This is a genomic window from Myroides sp. 1354 (genome assembly GCF_030324495.1).
Taxonomy (GTDB): Bacteria; Bacteroidota; Bacteroidia; order Flavobacteriales; family Flavobacteriaceae; genus Flavobacterium.
On the sequence record NZ_JACAGN010000015.1, the window covers coordinates 48,720 to 64,866 of the forward strand.

Genomic DNA, 16,147 nt, shown 5'->3' on the forward strand with positions numbered 1-16,147 from the left:
TTTTATCGTGCTGAAAATCAAGGAAATAAGATTAAGAAAAAAAATAACACAGAACGAAATGGTCGTGAAAACAGGCATTCCAAAACGTTCTTATGTTGATTATGAAAATGAAATTCAAGATATCTCTCTAGAAAGGTTGCGAAAAATCGCAACAGCATTAGATGTTAGTGTAGCAGAATTATTAGGTGAAGAATATTATTCTAATACTATTATTGAACCTGTTGTGAGTTCTAGAAAAACAAAGGATGTTTTTTATGAACAACAAATGGTACCTATTTTTAATCTTGAAGCATCTATGGGATTGGTACCAATATTAAATGGAGATGGTATAGATGAAGAAAAAATATTAGATTATATATCTATACCTATGATGCCATCTTGTGATGGAGCAATATCTGCCACCGGGGACAGCATGTATCCATTATTAAAAGCAGGTGATCTTGTTGCTTATAAAAGCATTGCTGTTGAAAGAAACAGCATTTTCTTTGGCGAAATGTACCTGTTAGCTATTAGAGTCGATGAAACAACTACAATGAAGACTATTAAATTTGTTCATCCAAGCGAGTTAGGCAATGAGTTTATTAAGATTGTGAGCCACAATCAGCATCATGCACCCAAAGACATCAATTTAAATCAAATAGTCGCAATGGGGTTAGTTCGTGCATCAATACGTATTCATAATTAACCAACATTATGATAATCAGATATTTAAACGTATTGTTTTGTTTGAAATAGTAAAATAAGGGGGTATATATAAGTCGTTTTTTATTATTTACATGAAAAATAGTGTTATTAAAGGGTATTGTACACTTATTTATTTTACATACTTAAGGCGAAGCATGAGGCTAAGCATAAGGCGAAGCAATACTAAATAGAGTAGTTTTTTGAGAAATACGTTACTTGGATTTAAAAACCATTTAAAAAGGATTTATTTGCAGTTTACAACAATAACAAAAGCCGTTAAAACACTTGATTTAACGGCTTTTATGGTAGTTTCACCTATCTAATATTGTATTTATAGTAGAAGTGGCTTAAGACATGGCTTTATACGTCTATAAAATGGTATCTGTATGGTAGTAAATGGTAGTGCAATGGATATTTCATTTTTTTTATTTTCTTGACCTTTTTTATCTTAATCCCTTGTATTTATTGGGTTTTTCGACCTTTTTTATATTGAGTGTATTTGTATATTTCATTTATACCCCCTTAATATAAATAAAATAGATTTATTGTTTGGTGAAACAATCAGGAATACAGGTTTACGAAAATTAGATATAACTGATTTAGACCAGTTGAAAAGAAAATACTTTAGACAGTACTTGTGTTATGAAAATAAAGAAGGGGATCAAATAGTTTATGTTAATAGTTTTTGCGAAGTCCCCTCTTTTTTTAAAGAAGGGGTTTATAAAAAGTTAAATTGGAAAAAAGAAATGTTTGATCCTTCAGATGGAGGTAATTGCTATTGGTCGGCAGAAATAAATCTTACAAAAAATAGTTTAACATCTATAATTATAAATGCAGCAGAGTAATTCAACATTTTGCAATTACACGGATTTAATTTCGTTCCATGTGTTTTTGGGATAAGTCAATGGAAATACGAGGATATATTGATGGTCTAACATTTTTTCTTATAGGAATAGTAATGCTGTATGGATTTTTTTGATTAAATAGCGATAGATTGTTTAAAAGATGTATGATTAATAACATTCCGATTGAGGATTGCGCAAATTTAACCTCAAGCCTTTTGGCTAAAGTCTCGGACGTAATCCGTTAGTTTTTCAATTATTGATTTTTGTCTTTTATAGAGAATTTGGAATTAACTCATTACTTCCACAGTTTGTTTGGTTTTAAATGTAGGATATAAGAATTCCAAGAAGTGCTTCAAAGACTTAAACTCAACAGATCAATAAAACTGTTCAATATGTATCAGAAAAATAAGTACAAATGAATGTTGGAATAATAAAATAAATATTAGTTTTTATGAAAAAAATAAAATTATTTGCTACAAATGCTCATTTGTTTGATAAAGATGGTGATACTAGTAAAGAATTAAATTTTATGAAGAAGTCTATTCAAGTCTATAAAACCAAAAACCAATATAAAATCATTACTATGTATAGAACGGAGGCTTGGTCTTATATAGCTGGAGAACCTCTATATCTACTTCCTTTAGATATTAGTATACAAGAATTTTTAAAAGTAATTTTAGAGGGATTAAATCATAGTCGTTCTATTCTTGAATTGGAGGTGGATAAAATATGGAACAATAATAAACAGTTGTTGAAAAAAATTGAAGCGAAATCATATGATGACTTATATAAAAACTCGAGAAGTTGTGATATATATATTGAAGATAAAGAAATAACTATAAAACCTAATATTTATTTAGATTCTAAAAAGGGATTACAAACAGATGTAGAAAGCATTGTTAAAATAGAGTTTTTAGAAGAAAAATATTTAGAAATAGCTAAAGAAATTATTAAGATATTAAATTAGTTTCTAGTCTGATAACATGGGTATGAGACATATCATTATAGATCTAATAATAGCTATGGAGAAGAAATAGTGAATATTGTACAGAAATCACTAAATGATAATTTGAGTAAAGGCGGAAAAGGAAGTATAAGTAATAATATAGAATTTAGTACTAATAGATTAAAAAGAGGCAAAATAAATAGGAATGAAAATAGGAATTAAATATCTGCTAATAAGTCTATTCGTAATTTCATGTTCAATATCAAAAAATAATATTGATTATGATTATATAGGTGAAAATAACTATAATAACTTTTATCTTGTCGATACAATAAAAATTTTAGAACCTATTAGAGTATATTCTAAAAAATTTGGTGGACCCTTTGTTTTTTCTAAAGCAATTTTAAATGAATATAAGTTAACCAGTGATTTTTTTGAACGCCCTGATGTATTTATATATGCAGATGATTTGTATTATGCACTACCAACAAAAGATTATGAAGTATATCGATATCCTGATTATGGAAATTGTAAACATTTAGTGAGAGAAAATTGGAATTCAACTGATTTAGAGATTTATAGTTTCTCGGAAGATTCAATTGTGTTTTTAATGGGGATGATCAATGCAAATTATTATTATATTAAGTATAGAAATTCTAATAATAATCATGTTAAATATAAAGAAACAGATTACAAACGAGTTTTTTACAAAATTATTTTTCCTTATCGCAAAATAGATAATTAAGAATTCCAATCGCGCAAATTTAATGCGACCCTTCGTTGCCTCAGGGTGACATGACTAGTGTGGGTAGTGGAGGGGATACCGGATGGTTACTAGGGTTAATTGACAGATGCATTTTTTGAGTGATGATCCGTTTTTCAATTGAAATAAATCCTATTTTTATCGGAACAGTTGGTCTTGTAAAACCAAGGTTGAGTTCGCGAGAGGAAAAGAAGGAGTAGAGGTTGAGTGTGGACCCGCTGACGGATATATGTAGTAAGGCCAGATGAATTAGTATTAAAATTTGATTTAAAACTAAATTGTGAAAAGTCGAGGTAAAACTGCAACCTATTAGCCGATTCACTACAAGAGCGCTTTTCCAAGTATCTGCTTTTTGCATACAAATGAAATATAGGAGCAAACTAGTATGGTATCTGGATCTTCTCTAGGAACCATGCATTTAAATAATAATCCTGAAATAAGGTCCTAAGGGAGGAAAAAAAGAAATTATGAAAAATATATTTTTAATTGTGTTTTTGTGTTCGTTATCCATGTTTGGACAAGATAAAAATGAAGAGTTAAGATTAGTACGGCATCCACTACCAGAGAAAAATTTGGTAACTAAACTATATTTATTTGATATTTTACAAGAAGAAGGGTTGGTAGATACGATAGCGCTAAAAATTTTTTTAAACCAACATTCCGATTTGACAAAAGCTAATATAAAAAGAAAACAAATAAAATTGTATGAAGATATTAATGTTTGGGAAGTACGTTATTTTCTCGGATATGAAAAAAACGATAGTATTTTATCTAATTATTTTATTCGTTTTAATAAAAATACCGTAGAAGTTATAGATCATTGGATAGAAAAATAAGGCAGTGATTTAGGGGAAAGGCAAATGGAAGAGGGATGGATATCTAAAAGGGTATGAAGCTATAATCGTTCATACTTCGCTTGTTGTTTAGGAATATAACAAGAAAATCGGTGGATTGAGACCAGATGACTCAGTTGGAGTTATTAAAAAAATAGAAGAAGCCCCCATTAATATATTTAGATAAAAATTCACTTATGTATACCAGATTTTTGTTGTTGATTATTTTTATACTATGCCAGCGTATAGATGCACAGCATAAAAAAAGCTACATTTTTTTTGAAGTTGATCCGTCAATAGAAGTTAAATTCTTTTCTAAGAAGAACAGGAAAAGTAAGGAAGTTGAACCAATAGAAAGCAATCTCTTTATGTTCAACAATCAAAACCCTTTTTGGGTAGAGTTTGATACTAAATTAATCGAAATAGACTTGAGAAGGTATAAAGTGGATGTGTTTTTTAATGTGAAGTTAGAGGTAAATAAAGAGTCAAAGGGTGTTGTTTATAAATACAAAAGAGGAGATGTCATTCGCATAGACGATAGATGTAAGAGTGAACAATGCAATGTTTTAACCGTTGAGTTTCCTCAAATAATATCCCTTGAAAACGGATATTACACGACAATTAATGATGTTTTTACAAAGTACATTTTGGATGAAACGATTTATTACAATAAATAAGGTGCAACAAGAAAAGTGATTTATAAGCTTAAGCATCAGTTAATACAGATAGCAGGGTTAATTCTGTTTTTACATGAAAAGATAATGAGTAAAAGTGTTGTGTTTAAATTGAGTAAAAAAAATATTAGTTGTCTTATTTTACTCTTGTTTGCGTTAATCGTTGTAGGAGGATTATTTGTATTATATCCTTCTATTTTTATATCTTCTCTTGTTAGAAGTGAGGTTTTTGTTAGACTAGTGGGAATCCTGATTAGTTTTTTTTCAATCCCTCTTTTTATTGGATATGTGCTACTTTTATTTGAGGAGAATGGATTAATTGTATCAAATGAAGGAATGATAAATAACACTAATTTGATTAATATAGGTCAAATAGCATGGAAAGATATCACATTAATAAAGACTAAAAAAAGTAAAAAAAATACTTTCCTTTTAATTTTCGTTAAGGATGAAAGTAAATATTTTAAGAATAAAGGTTTATTGAAAAAAATAAATGCTTTAGGATATAAAAATTCATATGGAACGTCTATTGTTATAGAAACCAAGCATGTACTTTGTATACTTGAAGAATTGAAGTTGACACTGCGTCAACATGTTAAAGTTGAGTAGATTCATTTAGCTTTAGTGATGCAATTAACCCTAAGGCTCTTTAGTTAGGGTTATCTTATTGTCAAAAGGAGATAAAACAATCAACCGCTAGGTCATTTGCTCCTAGCGGTTTTTTTAATGTTTTATTTCAAATCAGCAATAGAAGCGCCAAAGTTGATGTGTAACACATGGCCATTGGGTAAAACTAAAGCGGGGACTGATTTGACGCCAGCGCCTTCTGCTTCTTGTACTTTTGTTGGTTCTTCTCCTAAATGAATAATTTCGATAGGGTGATCCGCAATTAAGTTGAGAAGATCTTGTTCTGCACTTACGCAAACAGGACAACCAGCATGGTAAAAAGTGAGTTGTTTCATGATGTATTATTTTATAAGTAAATATTGTAGAGTAAAAGTAGTTGGACTGTTGGGGATTTGAATGGTACAGGATTAGAATATCTCGATGGTCCAGGTTTTTTTTGTGAGATTTGTTATTTGTTGAGCATTCACAACTTCATAAAGAGCAAAAGTATGATGTGAGCGCGGGATGCGACCCCTCCTAGCGTCGGGGTGACATACTGTGGGGAAGTAGTGAGGTTTGTTATTTGTCAGATTGTAAGCCTCACAAACAACAAACAATAAACCTCACAAATAACAAAAACCTGGACCACCCCTAAAATCACAATTCTGTATCATGCTAGTCCTCCAAAGAGGCTGTATGTTTGTACCAGATTAGTGAACGGTTAACAGTTGACGGTTGATAGTTGATAGTTGATTTTTCTGATTGAAGGATATATTCTCTTTAATCGAAAATTGAGCAAAAAAACAACTAGCAAAAAAGCGAAAAAGCAAATCGGAGCGCAGCGTAGATTCATCGAACTCCAAAACAAAATATAAAATAGGTGAGATAAAAAATCAAATCTAACGGTTGTCAGTAAACTGTCCACTGTAAACCAATAAACGGTTCCCTGGCTGAGTGGTAGGCCTGGTTACGCAATAACCAGTAGGTTGGTTCGAATCCAACGGGAACCTCTAATTAGTTAACGGTTATCAGTTATCAGTTGACGGTAAATTTTCTGATTTAAGGATATATTTTCTTTCATCGAAAATTGAGCGAAAAAGCAACTAGCAAAAAAACGCAAAAGCAAACCTAACGGTTAGCGGTAAATTTTTTGATTTAAGGATATATTTTCTTTCATCGAAAATTGAGCGAAAAAGCAACTAGCAAAAAAGCGAAAAAGCAACTAACAAAAAAGCAAAAAAATAAAAAACCTTCTTGTCATCTGCTGTATTCCATCAACAAGCTGTCATTTTTTTAGTTGATCGCAGCAGATACAAAGGAGGACAATCATTTAAAAATAATAATCACATGAAGTTACACCGAGAAGGAAAAGGTCCTATCACCTTTGCAAGTTGCGTTTTTTTAGTATGCAATGGATTAGTTTTTGTTTTCATGAACAATAGGCTGTGGTATACACAAGGCTTTATACTTTTGTTGACTGCTGTTTTAATGGGACTTGTGGTGTTTTTCTTTCGTATTCCCAAGCGCATCCTTATAAAAGGGGAGTCTTGTATTCAAGCACCTTGTGATGGAACTGTCGTTGTGATAGAAGAGGTGGAACCCGATGAGTATTTTAGTGAAAAACGCCTGCAGATATCCGTGTTTATGAGTGTATTGAATGTGCATGTGAATTTGAATCCCATTGATGGAGAAATAGTATACAGTCAGTATCACAAAGGAAAAAACTTGGTGGCTTGGCACCCTAAATCGTCCACGGAAAATGAGCGACATAGCGTCGTTTATAAACATGTGAATGGCAAAGAAGTACTAGCGAAACAGATTGCTGGAGCATTAGCGAATCGCATTGTCAATTATCTACCCTGTGGAACTACAGCCGTACAAACGGAAGAAATGGGATTTATTAAGTTTGGATCGCGCGTAGATTTGCTCTTGCCTTTGGATTGTAGTGTAAAAGTACAATTGGGAGATAAAGTACAAGGAGGAATCACAACCTTAGCCAGATGGTAACAAGATTATACTTGTTGTTCTTGGAGACAAGCTGCGAGTAGGTGTATCCCTTTTTCTAATTCTTCTTTGGAGAGTGTACCAAAACTCAAACGCAATCCATCAGCAGAAGTAGGGGGGGAATAATAGTTGTTGGGATTGACTAATTGCATGCCTCTAGCAGCTAAGTGTTGGACTAACAGGGTATAATCAACAGGGTATTTGGGCTTAATCCAAAAGGCCAATCCGCCATCGGGAATTGTAAAGGTTACTTGATCGCCTAAGTATTTTTGAATTAGAGCCGTGGTGAAGTCCCTTTTTTCTTTGTATAAACTTGTCGCTTTTTTAATATGTTTTTTTATCAGGCCGTCTTCAATTAATTGGAGGACGGCTTGTTCCATGATACGATCTCCTTGAATATCGATGATCTTTCTCAATTGCGCAATCTTGTCAATCAAGCTGTGGTCACTCGTCACTAGGAAGCCCACGCGAAGTGCGGGTGCAACAACCTTACTCAAGGTGCCGATATAAACGTAGTTTTCAAGTTCAGCATAGCTACACAGCGGCAATACCGGTCGGTAGGTATAGTGAAATTCGTTGTCGTAATCATCTTCAATGATGGTAATATTGTGGTCATTGGCGAGTTGTACAATTTCCAAACGTCGTTGTAAGCTCAGGGTTACTGTGGTTGGAAACTGATGGTGAGGCGTGAGGTAGATTGCTTTAATATTGGAGTTTTGTTGCAGTTGTTTTTTTAAATCAGTTAGGCAAATTCCTTCTGTATCCACTTGTACAGGTAGTAAGGTAGCCCCTGCATGTTCAAAAGCCTGCCAAGCCGATTGGTACCCTGGGTTCTCAACTAAAATAGCATCCCCTTTTTGAAGCAAGCATTGAGCAACCAAATAAATAGCCATTTGTCCCCCTCGTGTAATGCAGACACACTCCTCTTTTACGTGCATTCCTCTTTGGTGATTGAGCATATGCGCAATGTGTTGGATGAATCTAGGATCTCCCAAAGCATTGCCATAACCCATCATCTGCCATTTAGCATTGCGATTGAAAATCTGTCTATAAGCACGTGCTAATTCTTTCACAGGGACAATTTTACTATCGGGATAACCATTGTCAAATACAAGTGATACAGTAGATTGAATATGAGGTGTTGAAGTATTAGTTGAAGATTTATGAGGTCGTGTCGGTTTGGATTGAGGCCTGGTTTGAGCAATATAAATGCCCTTTCGCTCTTGTGATTCCAGCCATTCCTCATCTAATAGTACACTTAGTGCTTTGACAATCGTATTGCGATTCACTTTGAGCATTTCCGCCAATGTTCTCGTACTCGGTAAAATATCCCCTTTTTGGAGTCTGCCTTGTTGAATGGCCTCAATTAGGGCATCTGCTATCTGCAAGTAAAGGGGTTGATCAGAAGAGGAATCCAAGCGAATTTCTAATTTCCAAAGCCTTTTCATATGGACTATTTATTTAGGTTTATAAATTAGTTAGGAGTAGTCCAAAGATAAGCATTATTACCCGCTAAAATCTGTTTGTATGGAATAAAAAAACTGTTCGATTAACAGGAGACTATTGCATGGCATCTGCTAATTCAATTAATTTGAGGCACGTTTTATAGTTTCGTGTTGTAGCTGTAATGCACAATTTTTGTTCGAGTAGAGTATTGGTGATTTTAGTATGCCCATACCCATTGGTCGCGACTAAATAAGCTGCTGAATCAGAAAAGGCTAAATGCTCTTCCACTGTTTTCTTTTCAAGAATATGCGTGTGGTTTTGAACCGTTGGTGTGGAATGAAAAAAACTAATGTACAGTTGAGCTTGCTCCTCTGTTTGTGTAAAGGGACATTGGCGAACGAGAGTTTCAAATGTCGTTGCAGATAGGGTAAGAACAGGTATATCTAAACGAAGCTCTTCTTGTATGGCTTGATGTATTTGATGAGAAAGGAGTCTTTCATCCGTCTCTTCGGTTTGAAAGAGGAGATTACCACTTTGAATATATGTTTGTACTTGAACGAAGTTTAAATTCAAAGCAAGTTTCTTCAAAACCTCCATTTTAATTGTGTTTTTACCACTTACATTAATGCCTCGAAGTAAAGAAATATAGGTTTTCATAAAGATACAATAGCGTAAAAGTTGTTGCATACAAAGATAGTATATCCTTCGAACCTTGGCCTTGTATCCTTTGATTTGTTGAAGTTGACGATTCCATTGTAGTTGCCATTCATCAAATGAAATAGACCAATGGTCAAAGAAATTCTTTGGGTTTAGGCAATTAGGTCTTGCTTTGCATCAAAATCAAAAGAATGAAGATGCGTTTAATTTTAGTTTGTTGTTCTTTCCTATTGGGAATGGCAACGATGTGGTCTCAGGAAAAAATAAGAGGGGAGATTAAGGTAGATTATGTGCCTTTTTCCAACTATGTCAGACCGATAGATAGTATGAAAACTCCTGCTAAAACCGATTTTAGAAGAGTAGAACTCAATGTTGAAATTCCATTATCCCTAACGATGGATAAGCGAAATAAACCCCGAATTTGGTCTGTTGTGGCTCAGGGAGCGTATGCGAAAATGGAACATAAGTTGTATGAAGAAGAGTTGTTTCCCACCGAATTGTTGAATGCTCAGGTGGGCTTGAAACACTTTCGTTCGATAAGTGATTCTTGGTCGTTGTTGTTTATGGCGACAGTTGGGGTATACACGGATATGGAGGTGATTAATAAGGAGGCTATTTTAGCGCAAGGAGGGGTGTTTTTTATTAAGCATTTCAATGATAAAGTAGCTTTGGGTGTTGGACCTGTGTTGACCAATAGCTTTGGAGTTCCTATGGTATTACCAGGAATTTATTTTAACTGGGAAACCCATGGTGATTTTTATGTGCGAGTAGCCTTCCCACAAGGGATGGAATTGGGATATAAAATCAATGACATGACAGACTTAAAATTAGCGGCTGATTTGCAAGGGATGACTGCCGTAATTAAAAAAGACGACAAGAATATGTTGTTGGGATTTCAACAAATTGTTGCGGGACTCCGACCAGAGTTTAAGTTTAATGAGCACCTGACTTTATCTCTAACCGCAGGTAGCTCGCTCGTGCGTTCTTTCTCGTATAATGAGCGTAAAATCAAGAATATATTCAAAGAGAAAAAAGAAGCCGATCCACGATTCACAACGACGTTTTACGGCGCCGTAAAATTGCGATGGGCCCTGTAGGGGGCGAATGATATTCGCCCCTGTAACAAGAGAATTGAAGTAAATTAGCGAATGATATTCGCCCCTCTAACAAGAGAATTGGAGTAAATAAGCGAATGATATTCGCCCCTTCTGACAAGAGAATTGAAGTAAATTAGCGAATGATATTCGCCCCTGTAACAAGAGAATTGGAGTAAATAAGCGAATGATATTCGCCCCTCTGACAAGAGAATTGGAGTAAATAAGCGAATGATATTCGCCCCTCTGACAAGAGAATTGGAGTAAATTAGCGAATGATATTCGCCCCTTCTGACAAGAGAATGGGAGTAAATTAGCGAATGATATTCGCCCCTCTAACAAGAAAATTGGAGTAAATAAAAAGAGGCACCTGCCTCTTTTTTATTTACTCAACAAGTTTTTATAGATAATATCATTCAACAACGCCTCTTTTCTCAAGCGTGCAATCGGCAGTTGTACCCCGTGAATGAGTACTTTATTTCCCGAGATGGAGCTTATGTGATTGACATTAATTAAGTAGGATTTGTGTATTCTAAAGAAGTGCTCTTTAGGGAGTAGATCCTCGATGGCGATCATGGTTTGATGGATGATGTAATGTTTATCTGCCGTGTGAATCTTAACGTAATTCTGCATGCCTTCAATATAGCAAATGGAAGTCCATTGAATTTTGACAAAGCTATCCTCGTGTTTGATGTACATGGAACCATCTGATAATCCTATTTCTTCCTTACTTTGATGTTTGAGTTCATGCCATTCTTTGGCTTTTAAGGCTGCTTGATAAAAGCGTTTGAAGGCGATGGGTTTGAGTAAGTAATCCACAATTTGCAAGCGATAACCTTCCAAAGCATGCTCAGAATAAGCAGTGGTAAAAATAACCATGGGTGGCTGGCTGATGGATTCTAAGAAATCGATGCCTGAGAGATAAGGCATATTAATATCCAAGAACAGCAGGTCATACTTGTCTTTGCTTAGGAGTTCTTGTGCCTCAAGGGCAGAACCACAAGAAGCTTGAGCGACTAAGAAATCCACCTGGGCGATAAAATCAACGATGGCTCTTCGCGCTAAAGGCTCATCATCTATGACGAGGCATTTGAGTGGAAGGGAAGTTTTATCTGAGGTCAATTGCATGGTGTAAATCGATTTGGAGTATTACAGTAAAGGTATCTTCTTTTTGTGTCATTTGAAAGGAATGGGCTTCGGGATACTGCATTTTCAGTCGTTCTGTGATGTTGAGTAATCCAATACCTCCTTGTTGTTTCTCTCTTTTATAGATGTCGTTATAGGAGTTTTCAATGGCTAGGGTTAATTTGCCTTTTTCTTCTTTGCATTGAATGTGTACATACCCTTGTTGATGCGGTAAACGAGAAACGTGTTTGAAGGCATTTTCTACGAGTGGAACTAAAAGCAAAGGAGCAATTGGCAGCTGTTTGGTTTCAATTTCCCAAGTACATATTACCTCTAGTTCTTCTTGCCAGCGAATTTCCTCTATGGCTACTAAATCTTGTAGGTATTGGATTTCTTGGTGAAGAAAAACGCGTTTCTGATTGCATTCATACAGTTGATAGCGCAGGATATCCGAAAATTTAAGCAATACGGTTGAGGCTAGTTCAACGTTGGATTGCATGAGAATATGGATGTGATTCAGCACATTAAACATCAAATGAGGGTTAATCTGATCTTGTAACAATTTAATTTGTGCTTCTAAATGTTCTTGTTGTAATTTGGCGTTTAATCGTTCAATTTTATGGTGTTCTTCATAAAATCGAATCCCACAGGTTGTTGTGACGATTGCCATGGCTGACGGAATAGAATTGAATAATTTATAGACAAACAATTCTCTCCAATTTTGTACATCAGATCGGGCTAATACTTGTTCATCCCCAATAAAATAGGGAAATAAAGTAAAGCAAAAGGAGACTAAAATATTGAGTAGAATAACGCCAAGAAAAAATTGAAGGAGAAAGTGTTTCATTCTTCCTTCTTTTAATGCTTTGGGCAATACAATATCACTGAGATAATGAGAAATACCAATAAAAGAGGCCATGACTAGGGCAGTGTACAACACCCAATAGTAGAAGGGATGGTTGCTGAGGTACACATAGGGCCATAGTGAAAAAGTCAGAATAGACCAGAAAATGATAAAGAATAACCGTTTATGTTTGTGGATATTGGTAGTCATAAGAATGTATTATATACTGCAAAGGTAAAGAAAGGACAACCATTTGATTGGGTGTCTATTTTTTTGACCATTGGTTGCTGTAATTTGACGATTGGAAGTAATGGAATAAGATTTATAAAAAAAAGCATAGAGGAGTGACTCCTCTATGCTTTTTTGTACTTGAATTTACAAGAAGTAATAACTTACTCCCAATTGTACGTGATTGGATTTCGATTTAAAATCTTTGGATAGGTTGTTTAAACTGCGGGAATACACCAGGTCAAAACTGAATTTGCCGAGATTTACTCCTGCACCGATTTGGGCTTTGATGTTGTTTTTATTCCAGCGAGTATCTATTGCTTGAATATTGTCGTGTACACTGAGTTTGTCGTCAATCACTTGAGAGTAAACCCCTCCAGCGATGACATGTACTTTTAAGGTTTTGAAATCAAAGAGGTCATATCCTACAGCGATTGGAAGATCAATACTTTTCCATTTGGCTTGATGTATTGCTCCATCATCAACTGCTGATTTAGATTCGCTGTACAAAAGATCAGCTTGAACAAAAAGGCGATCAAAGTGATACTGTGTGGTAATTCCTCCCGAAAATCCCAAAGCTGAGGATGTACTTAGATTGTTTAAATTCCCAGCTATATTCGCGTGATTGGAACTTACTTTTACACCGAATTGAAAAGGATTTTGAGCATTTACACTGCTAACAGCTAGGAGCATACCTAAACTAAATAAGGTTACTTTCATATTGAAAATTTTAAATTGTTTCGGCAAATAACCTTTAGTTTAGGCATTGAGACAATCTTCTTTGACCAATGGCAAAGAAGTGTTGATTAGTGGTTGCTTGACCTAGATACTAGTTTTCAAAAATATTCATCTTTTCTTCATAAATCGGACTTGATAGGCTCAAAAAATGGAGTACGCTGTGAAAAACGTGGTGTTGAGATAATAAGGGATTGGTTTTGAGTTTGATAGCATCGTCTGATACCCAAACAATAAACGGAATTTCATATTGCTCTTTAGGCGCAAGTTTCATCGGCAATCCGTGCATATACAAGTTTTTTTCTCCCAGTGATTCTCCGTGATCTGAAACAAATAATAAGGTACTTTTGAAATCCGTTAAGGTTTTGAGATCCTCAATGACTCGATGTAATAAATAGTCGGTATATACGATGGTATTATCATAAGCGTTAATTAATGCTTCTGAAGAACAATTAGCCAGATCTACACTAGTACAAACGGGGGTAAATACTTCAAAATTAGAAGGATATTTGGTGTTATATGACGGACCGTGACTGGTACTAGTATGCAAAACAACTAAGATTTTGTTTTTCGTACTGGCTAAGATATCCGCTTTGAGGTTGGTTAACAAGATTTCGTCATATTGACAATTGTCGCCTTTGCATAACTGTCTTAGTTCCTCTTTGCTTTGATAATTTGCTATATGAACAGGAGGTTCACCCCAATTCGTTGTTTTCCAAATGACCTCAACTTGATTGCGATAGAGGTAATTGGGAAGTATTTCATATAAATCTGAACTGTCTTTGTGTTCTAATATACTCTTTACACCTGCTGTGGTATAGGTAGCCGATGAATTCGCATCAAAGTGATGGATGTTTGCTGTTTGAGCGAGTAGGGGATTGGTGTTTTTCTCATAACCATATAAGGAAAAATTCTGTCTTCTGGCAGATTCGCCAATGACTAAGACGACGATTGATTTTTCCTCATTTGTAATCGTTGCATCCGGTAATAAGATTTCCTTTTTGTTTTTTTGTGCTTCGTGAATATAAAAGAGTGCTGTATTTACGGTATAAGACCAAGGCATGGCTAATCCTCCTAATTGTTTGGAGTGTTTGTCAATCCAAAGCAGTTGATTGGCATTGAGTACAACAAGACTAAGCATTATAACTAAGGCTAATCCAGAACGTTTAAAAAAGATTTTCCACGATTCGCGCTGAATGGAAATACGCCAAAGGACGATGCAAGGTAAAACACCCAATAAGAAGAAGTACAACAGGAGTTTGAACGAGAAAAAGCTGCTTGATTCTTCTGTATTGGTATTGAGAATATTGCCAATCATACTTTCATCTATAATGACGCCATAGGTGTGAATAAAGTAAACGGAAAGGGCATTGAGTATAAAGAAGATAGATAACAGTATTTTACCTACACGACGGGAAGTGGATAGCAAGAGGTAAAAGGCAAAGAAGTTTGCTGTTACCATAAGAAACAGTAAACTAAAGGAAAAAAGGAGTTGACGCAGTGTACCCGTTTCCATCTCTTGAAAGACAAAATTGAAAAAAGCAAGGTGATAGAGTGCAGTGTTAGTGATACTCATCCCTAATGCGATATGACTGGTTTGACGATTATTTTTGAACATAAATTTTTACAATTTTATACGATGAATAACACAAGCTTCCTAATGCGCAATAGTAAATAAAGAGGTTTTCTTCTAAGATTCTAAAAATCAAAACAATACTACAAGATAGAAATAACAGGAAAAATAAAGGGTAGTATTTTTTGTTGTAAATCCACGGCCATAGGCTGTATTTTTGTGTAATACACAATCCCAATAATCCAGAGATATACCCCAAAAGACAACCGACCAATACATCTAAGGGATAATGAGCACCAACAGCCACACGAGTGAGCGCAAAGAGTAAGCCCAAACCAACCAGGATTATAAAATAAGAAATTTTATAGCTCTTTCTTTTGGGAGCAAAGGCAAACATTAAGACAGTTAAGATAGTGAATAGAGTAATGGAATGTCCAGAAGGAAAACTAGTGGATCCCGATAGTTTTTCTCCAATGATGTTGAAGGTTGTATAATCAAAAGCTTTTGCTGGTCTTGGTATGGTGAATGTTTCTTTCAGCAATACGGCAAAGACCATAGAAATTAGTGAACCTGTTAGAAGAGATTCCCATAATTTCGGTACATATACAATAAACAAGGTAAGAAAAGACAAAAAAATCAAAGCATCACCGAGTTGTGTCAAATTGAATAGCAGTTGAGGATGTTGATCCACATAGCGATTAATGAAGTAAAACCATTCTTTTTGAAGGTGTATATATCCAAAGATAGACAGCGAATCCATTATATATAAAAGAAGGTAAATACAGAGGAGTAAAAGTAGAGGAAGTGCAAAAGTCAAATACCTCGGTTTGATAACATCAGTTAAGAGTAGTTTATTCATTGTTTAAAAAAAGGATTGTTATTTGATTTTGTAAACTATTGATATGTAGGGCAATAATAGTCTGTATAAATTCCCTGGTTAAAAAATAATGATGAAAGCACCTTTAGAGATGATATAATCATTTTAGCTCAACACTTGAAAAGAAAATGAAAAAACAACCACAATAGTCAAGCCAAATTTTCGGTAATGCATCAATAAAAAAAGGAACCTTTTTAGGGGTTCCTTTCTAAA

Annotated in this window: 17 protein-coding genes and 1 tRNA gene; 10 read left to right on the plus strand and 8 right to left on the minus strand. The window is 34.7% G+C overall.

What is annotated here, in order from left to right:
• Window positions 1–7: 7 nt before the first annotated feature.
• The 7 genes from HX004_RS14235 (at window position 8) to HX004_RS14265 (ending at window position 5,354) form a co-directional block, all read left to right on the plus strand.
• Window positions 8–685: an XRE family transcriptional regulator gene (locus HX004_RS14235; protein WP_286443272.1), complete on the plus strand. Its 678-nt coding sequence runs from the start codon at window positions 8–10 to the stop codon at window positions 683–685.
• Between the two features lie 544 nt (window positions 686–1,229).
• The gene (locus tag HX004_RS14240; protein WP_286443273.1) at window positions 1,230–1,529 is read left to right on the plus strand and encodes a hypothetical protein; all 300 of its coding nucleotides are present in this window, start codon (window positions 1,230–1,232) and stop codon (window positions 1,527–1,529) included.
• 451 nt (window positions 1,530–1,980) lie between these two features.
• Complete coding sequence (locus HX004_RS14245) at window positions 1,981–2,496, plus strand: contact-dependent growth inhibition system immunity protein (RefSeq protein ID WP_286443274.1); 516 nt, start codon at window positions 1,981–1,983, stop codon at window positions 2,494–2,496.
• A gap of 184 nt (window positions 2,497–2,680) precedes the next feature.
• Window positions 2,681–3,220 carry a hypothetical protein gene (locus tag HX004_RS14250; protein ID WP_286443275.1) on the plus strand — a complete coding sequence of 180 codons (540 nt, stop codon included), beginning with the start codon at window positions 2,681–2,683 and terminating at the stop codon, window positions 3,218–3,220.
• Window positions 3,221–3,705: 485 nt separating this feature from the next.
• Entirely contained in the window at window positions 3,706–4,074 is a 369-nt protein-coding gene (locus HX004_RS14255; protein ID WP_286443276.1) for a hypothetical protein, read from the plus strand.
• Window positions 4,075–4,268: 194 nt separating this feature from the next.
• Window positions 4,269–4,748 carry a hypothetical protein gene (locus HX004_RS14260; protein ID WP_286443277.1) on the plus strand — a complete coding sequence of 160 codons (480 nt, stop codon included), beginning with the start codon at window positions 4,269–4,271 and terminating at the stop codon, window positions 4,746–4,748.
• Between the two features lie 84 nt (window positions 4,749–4,832).
• Window positions 4,833–5,354 (plus strand): STM3941 family protein, encoded by a 522-nt coding sequence (locus tag HX004_RS14265; RefSeq protein ID WP_286443278.1) that lies wholly within the window; start codon window positions 4,833–4,835, stop codon window positions 5,352–5,354.
• A gap of 122 nt (window positions 5,355–5,476) precedes the next feature.
• Here the strand turns inward: HX004_RS14265 and HX004_RS14270 are convergent, their stop codons facing one another.
• Window positions 5,477–5,707 carry a thioredoxin family protein gene (locus HX004_RS14270; protein ID WP_286443279.1) on the minus strand — a complete coding sequence of 77 codons (231 nt, stop codon included), beginning with the start codon at window positions 5,705–5,707 and terminating at the stop codon, window positions 5,477–5,479.
• A 584-nt stretch (window positions 5,708–6,291) separates the two neighbouring features.
• On the opposite strand from HX004_RS14270, the gene HX004_RS14275 reads away from it, so the two are divergent.
• Together HX004_RS14275 and HX004_RS14280 are read left to right on the plus strand one after the other, a co-directional pair.
• Window positions 6,292–6,361, plus strand: a tRNA-Ala gene (locus HX004_RS14275).
• A 337-nt stretch (window positions 6,362–6,698) separates the two neighbouring features.
• Window positions 6,699–7,358 (plus strand): phosphatidylserine decarboxylase family protein, encoded by a 660-nt coding sequence (locus HX004_RS14280; protein WP_286443280.1) that lies wholly within the window; start codon window positions 6,699–6,701, stop codon window positions 7,356–7,358.
• A gap of 5 nt (window positions 7,359–7,363) precedes the next feature.
• Here the strand turns inward: HX004_RS14280 and pdxR are convergent, their stop codons facing one another.
• Both pdxR and HX004_RS14290 read right to left on the minus strand, forming a co-directional pair.
• A complete protein-coding gene (gene pdxR / locus HX004_RS14285) occupies window positions 7,364–8,803 on the minus strand; it encodes a MocR-like pyridoxine biosynthesis transcription factor PdxR (RefSeq protein ID WP_286443281.1) in 1,440 nt (479 codons plus the stop codon).
• 112 nt (window positions 8,804–8,915) lie between these two features.
• A complete protein-coding gene (locus tag HX004_RS14290; protein WP_286443282.1) occupies window positions 8,916–9,488 on the minus strand; it encodes a DUF1697 domain-containing protein in 573 nt (190 codons plus the stop codon).
• 161 nt (window positions 9,489–9,649) lie between these two features.
• On the opposite strand from HX004_RS14290, the gene HX004_RS14295 reads away from it, so the two are divergent.
• Window positions 9,650–10,555 (plus strand): DUF6268 family outer membrane beta-barrel protein, encoded by a 906-nt coding sequence (locus tag HX004_RS14295; RefSeq protein ID WP_286443283.1) that lies wholly within the window; start codon window positions 9,650–9,652, stop codon window positions 10,553–10,555.
• A 378-nt stretch (window positions 10,556–10,933) separates the two neighbouring features.
• On the opposite strand, the gene HX004_RS14300 is transcribed toward HX004_RS14295, so the two are convergent.
• From HX004_RS14300 to HX004_RS14320, 5 genes are all read right to left on the minus strand, one after another.
• Window positions 10,934–11,674 carry a LytR/AlgR family response regulator transcription factor gene (locus tag HX004_RS14300; RefSeq protein ID WP_286443304.1) on the minus strand — a complete coding sequence of 247 codons (741 nt, stop codon included), beginning with the start codon at window positions 11,672–11,674 and terminating at the stop codon, window positions 10,934–10,936.
• The gene (locus HX004_RS14305; protein WP_286443284.1) at window positions 11,661–12,731 is read right to left on the minus strand and encodes a sensor histidine kinase; all 1,071 of its coding nucleotides are present in this window, start codon (window positions 12,729–12,731) and stop codon (window positions 11,661–11,663) included. Before HX004_RS14305 ends, HX004_RS14300 begins: the two co-directional genes overlap by 14 nt.
• A 165-nt stretch (window positions 12,732–12,896) precedes the next feature.
• A complete protein-coding gene (locus tag HX004_RS14310; protein ID WP_286443285.1) occupies window positions 12,897–13,469 on the minus strand; it encodes a porin family protein in 573 nt (190 codons plus the stop codon).
• A 109-nt stretch (window positions 13,470–13,578) separates the two neighbouring features.
• Window positions 13,579–15,102 carry a phosphoethanolamine--lipid A transferase EptA gene (gene eptA, locus HX004_RS14315; RefSeq protein ID WP_286443286.1) on the minus strand — a complete coding sequence of 508 codons (1,524 nt, stop codon included), beginning with the start codon at window positions 15,100–15,102 and terminating at the stop codon, window positions 13,579–13,581.
• Window positions 15,089–15,916 (minus strand): phosphatase PAP2 family protein, encoded by an 828-nt coding sequence (locus tag HX004_RS14320; protein WP_286443287.1) that lies wholly within the window; start codon window positions 15,914–15,916, stop codon window positions 15,089–15,091. Before HX004_RS14320 ends, eptA begins: the two co-directional genes overlap by 14 nt.
• Window positions 15,917–16,147: the final 231 nt, after the last annotated feature.

What these genes read in the sequence shown, in the direction of transcription:
- HX004_RS14260 (WP_286443277.1), top strand. Translation starts at nt 4,269, where the DNA reads ATGTATACCAGATTTTTGTTGTTGATTATTTTTATACTATGCCAGCGT.
- pdxR (WP_286443281.1), bottom strand. Translation starts at nt 8,803, where the DNA reads ATGAAAAGGCTTTGGAAATTAGAAATTCGCTTGGATTCCTCTTCTGAT.
- HX004_RS14290 (WP_286443282.1), bottom strand. Translation starts at nt 9,488, where the DNA reads ATGCAACAACTTTTACGCTATTGTATCTTTATGAAAACCTATATTTCT.
- eptA (WP_286443286.1), bottom strand. Translation starts at nt 15,102, where the DNA reads ATGTTCAAAAATAATCGTCAAACCAGTCATATCGCATTAGGGATGAGT.
- HX004_RS14280 (WP_286443280.1), top strand. Translation starts at nt 6,699, where the DNA reads ATGAAGTTACACCGAGAAGGAAAAGGTCCTATCACCTTTGCAAGTTGC.
- HX004_RS14320 (WP_286443287.1), bottom strand. Translation starts at nt 15,916, where the DNA reads ATGAATAAACTACTCTTAACTGATGTTATCAAACCGAGGTATTTGACT.
- HX004_RS14265 (WP_286443278.1), top strand. Translation starts at nt 4,833, where the DNA reads ATGAGTAAAAGTGTTGTGTTTAAATTGAGTAAAAAAAATATTAGTTGT.
- HX004_RS14255 (WP_286443276.1), top strand. Translation starts at nt 3,706, where the DNA reads ATGAAAAATATATTTTTAATTGTGTTTTTGTGTTCGTTATCCATGTTT.
- HX004_RS14305 (WP_286443284.1), bottom strand. Translation starts at nt 12,731, where the DNA reads ATGACTACCAATATCCACAAACATAAACGGTTATTCTTTATCATTTTC.
- HX004_RS14250 (WP_286443275.1), top strand. Translation starts at nt 2,681, where the DNA reads ATGAAAATAGGAATTAAATATCTGCTAATAAGTCTATTCGTAATTTCA.
- HX004_RS14295 (WP_286443283.1), top strand. Translation starts at nt 9,650, where the DNA reads ATGAAGATGCGTTTAATTTTAGTTTGTTGTTCTTTCCTATTGGGAATG.
- HX004_RS14245 (WP_286443274.1), top strand. Translation starts at nt 1,981, where the DNA reads ATGAAAAAAATAAAATTATTTGCTACAAATGCTCATTTGTTTGATAAA.
- HX004_RS14270 (WP_286443279.1), bottom strand. Translation starts at nt 5,707, where the DNA reads ATGAAACAACTCACTTTTTACCATGCTGGTTGTCCTGTTTGCGTAAGT.
- HX004_RS14310 (WP_286443285.1), bottom strand. Translation starts at nt 13,469, where the DNA reads ATGAAAGTAACCTTATTTAGTTTAGGTATGCTCCTAGCTGTTAGCAGT.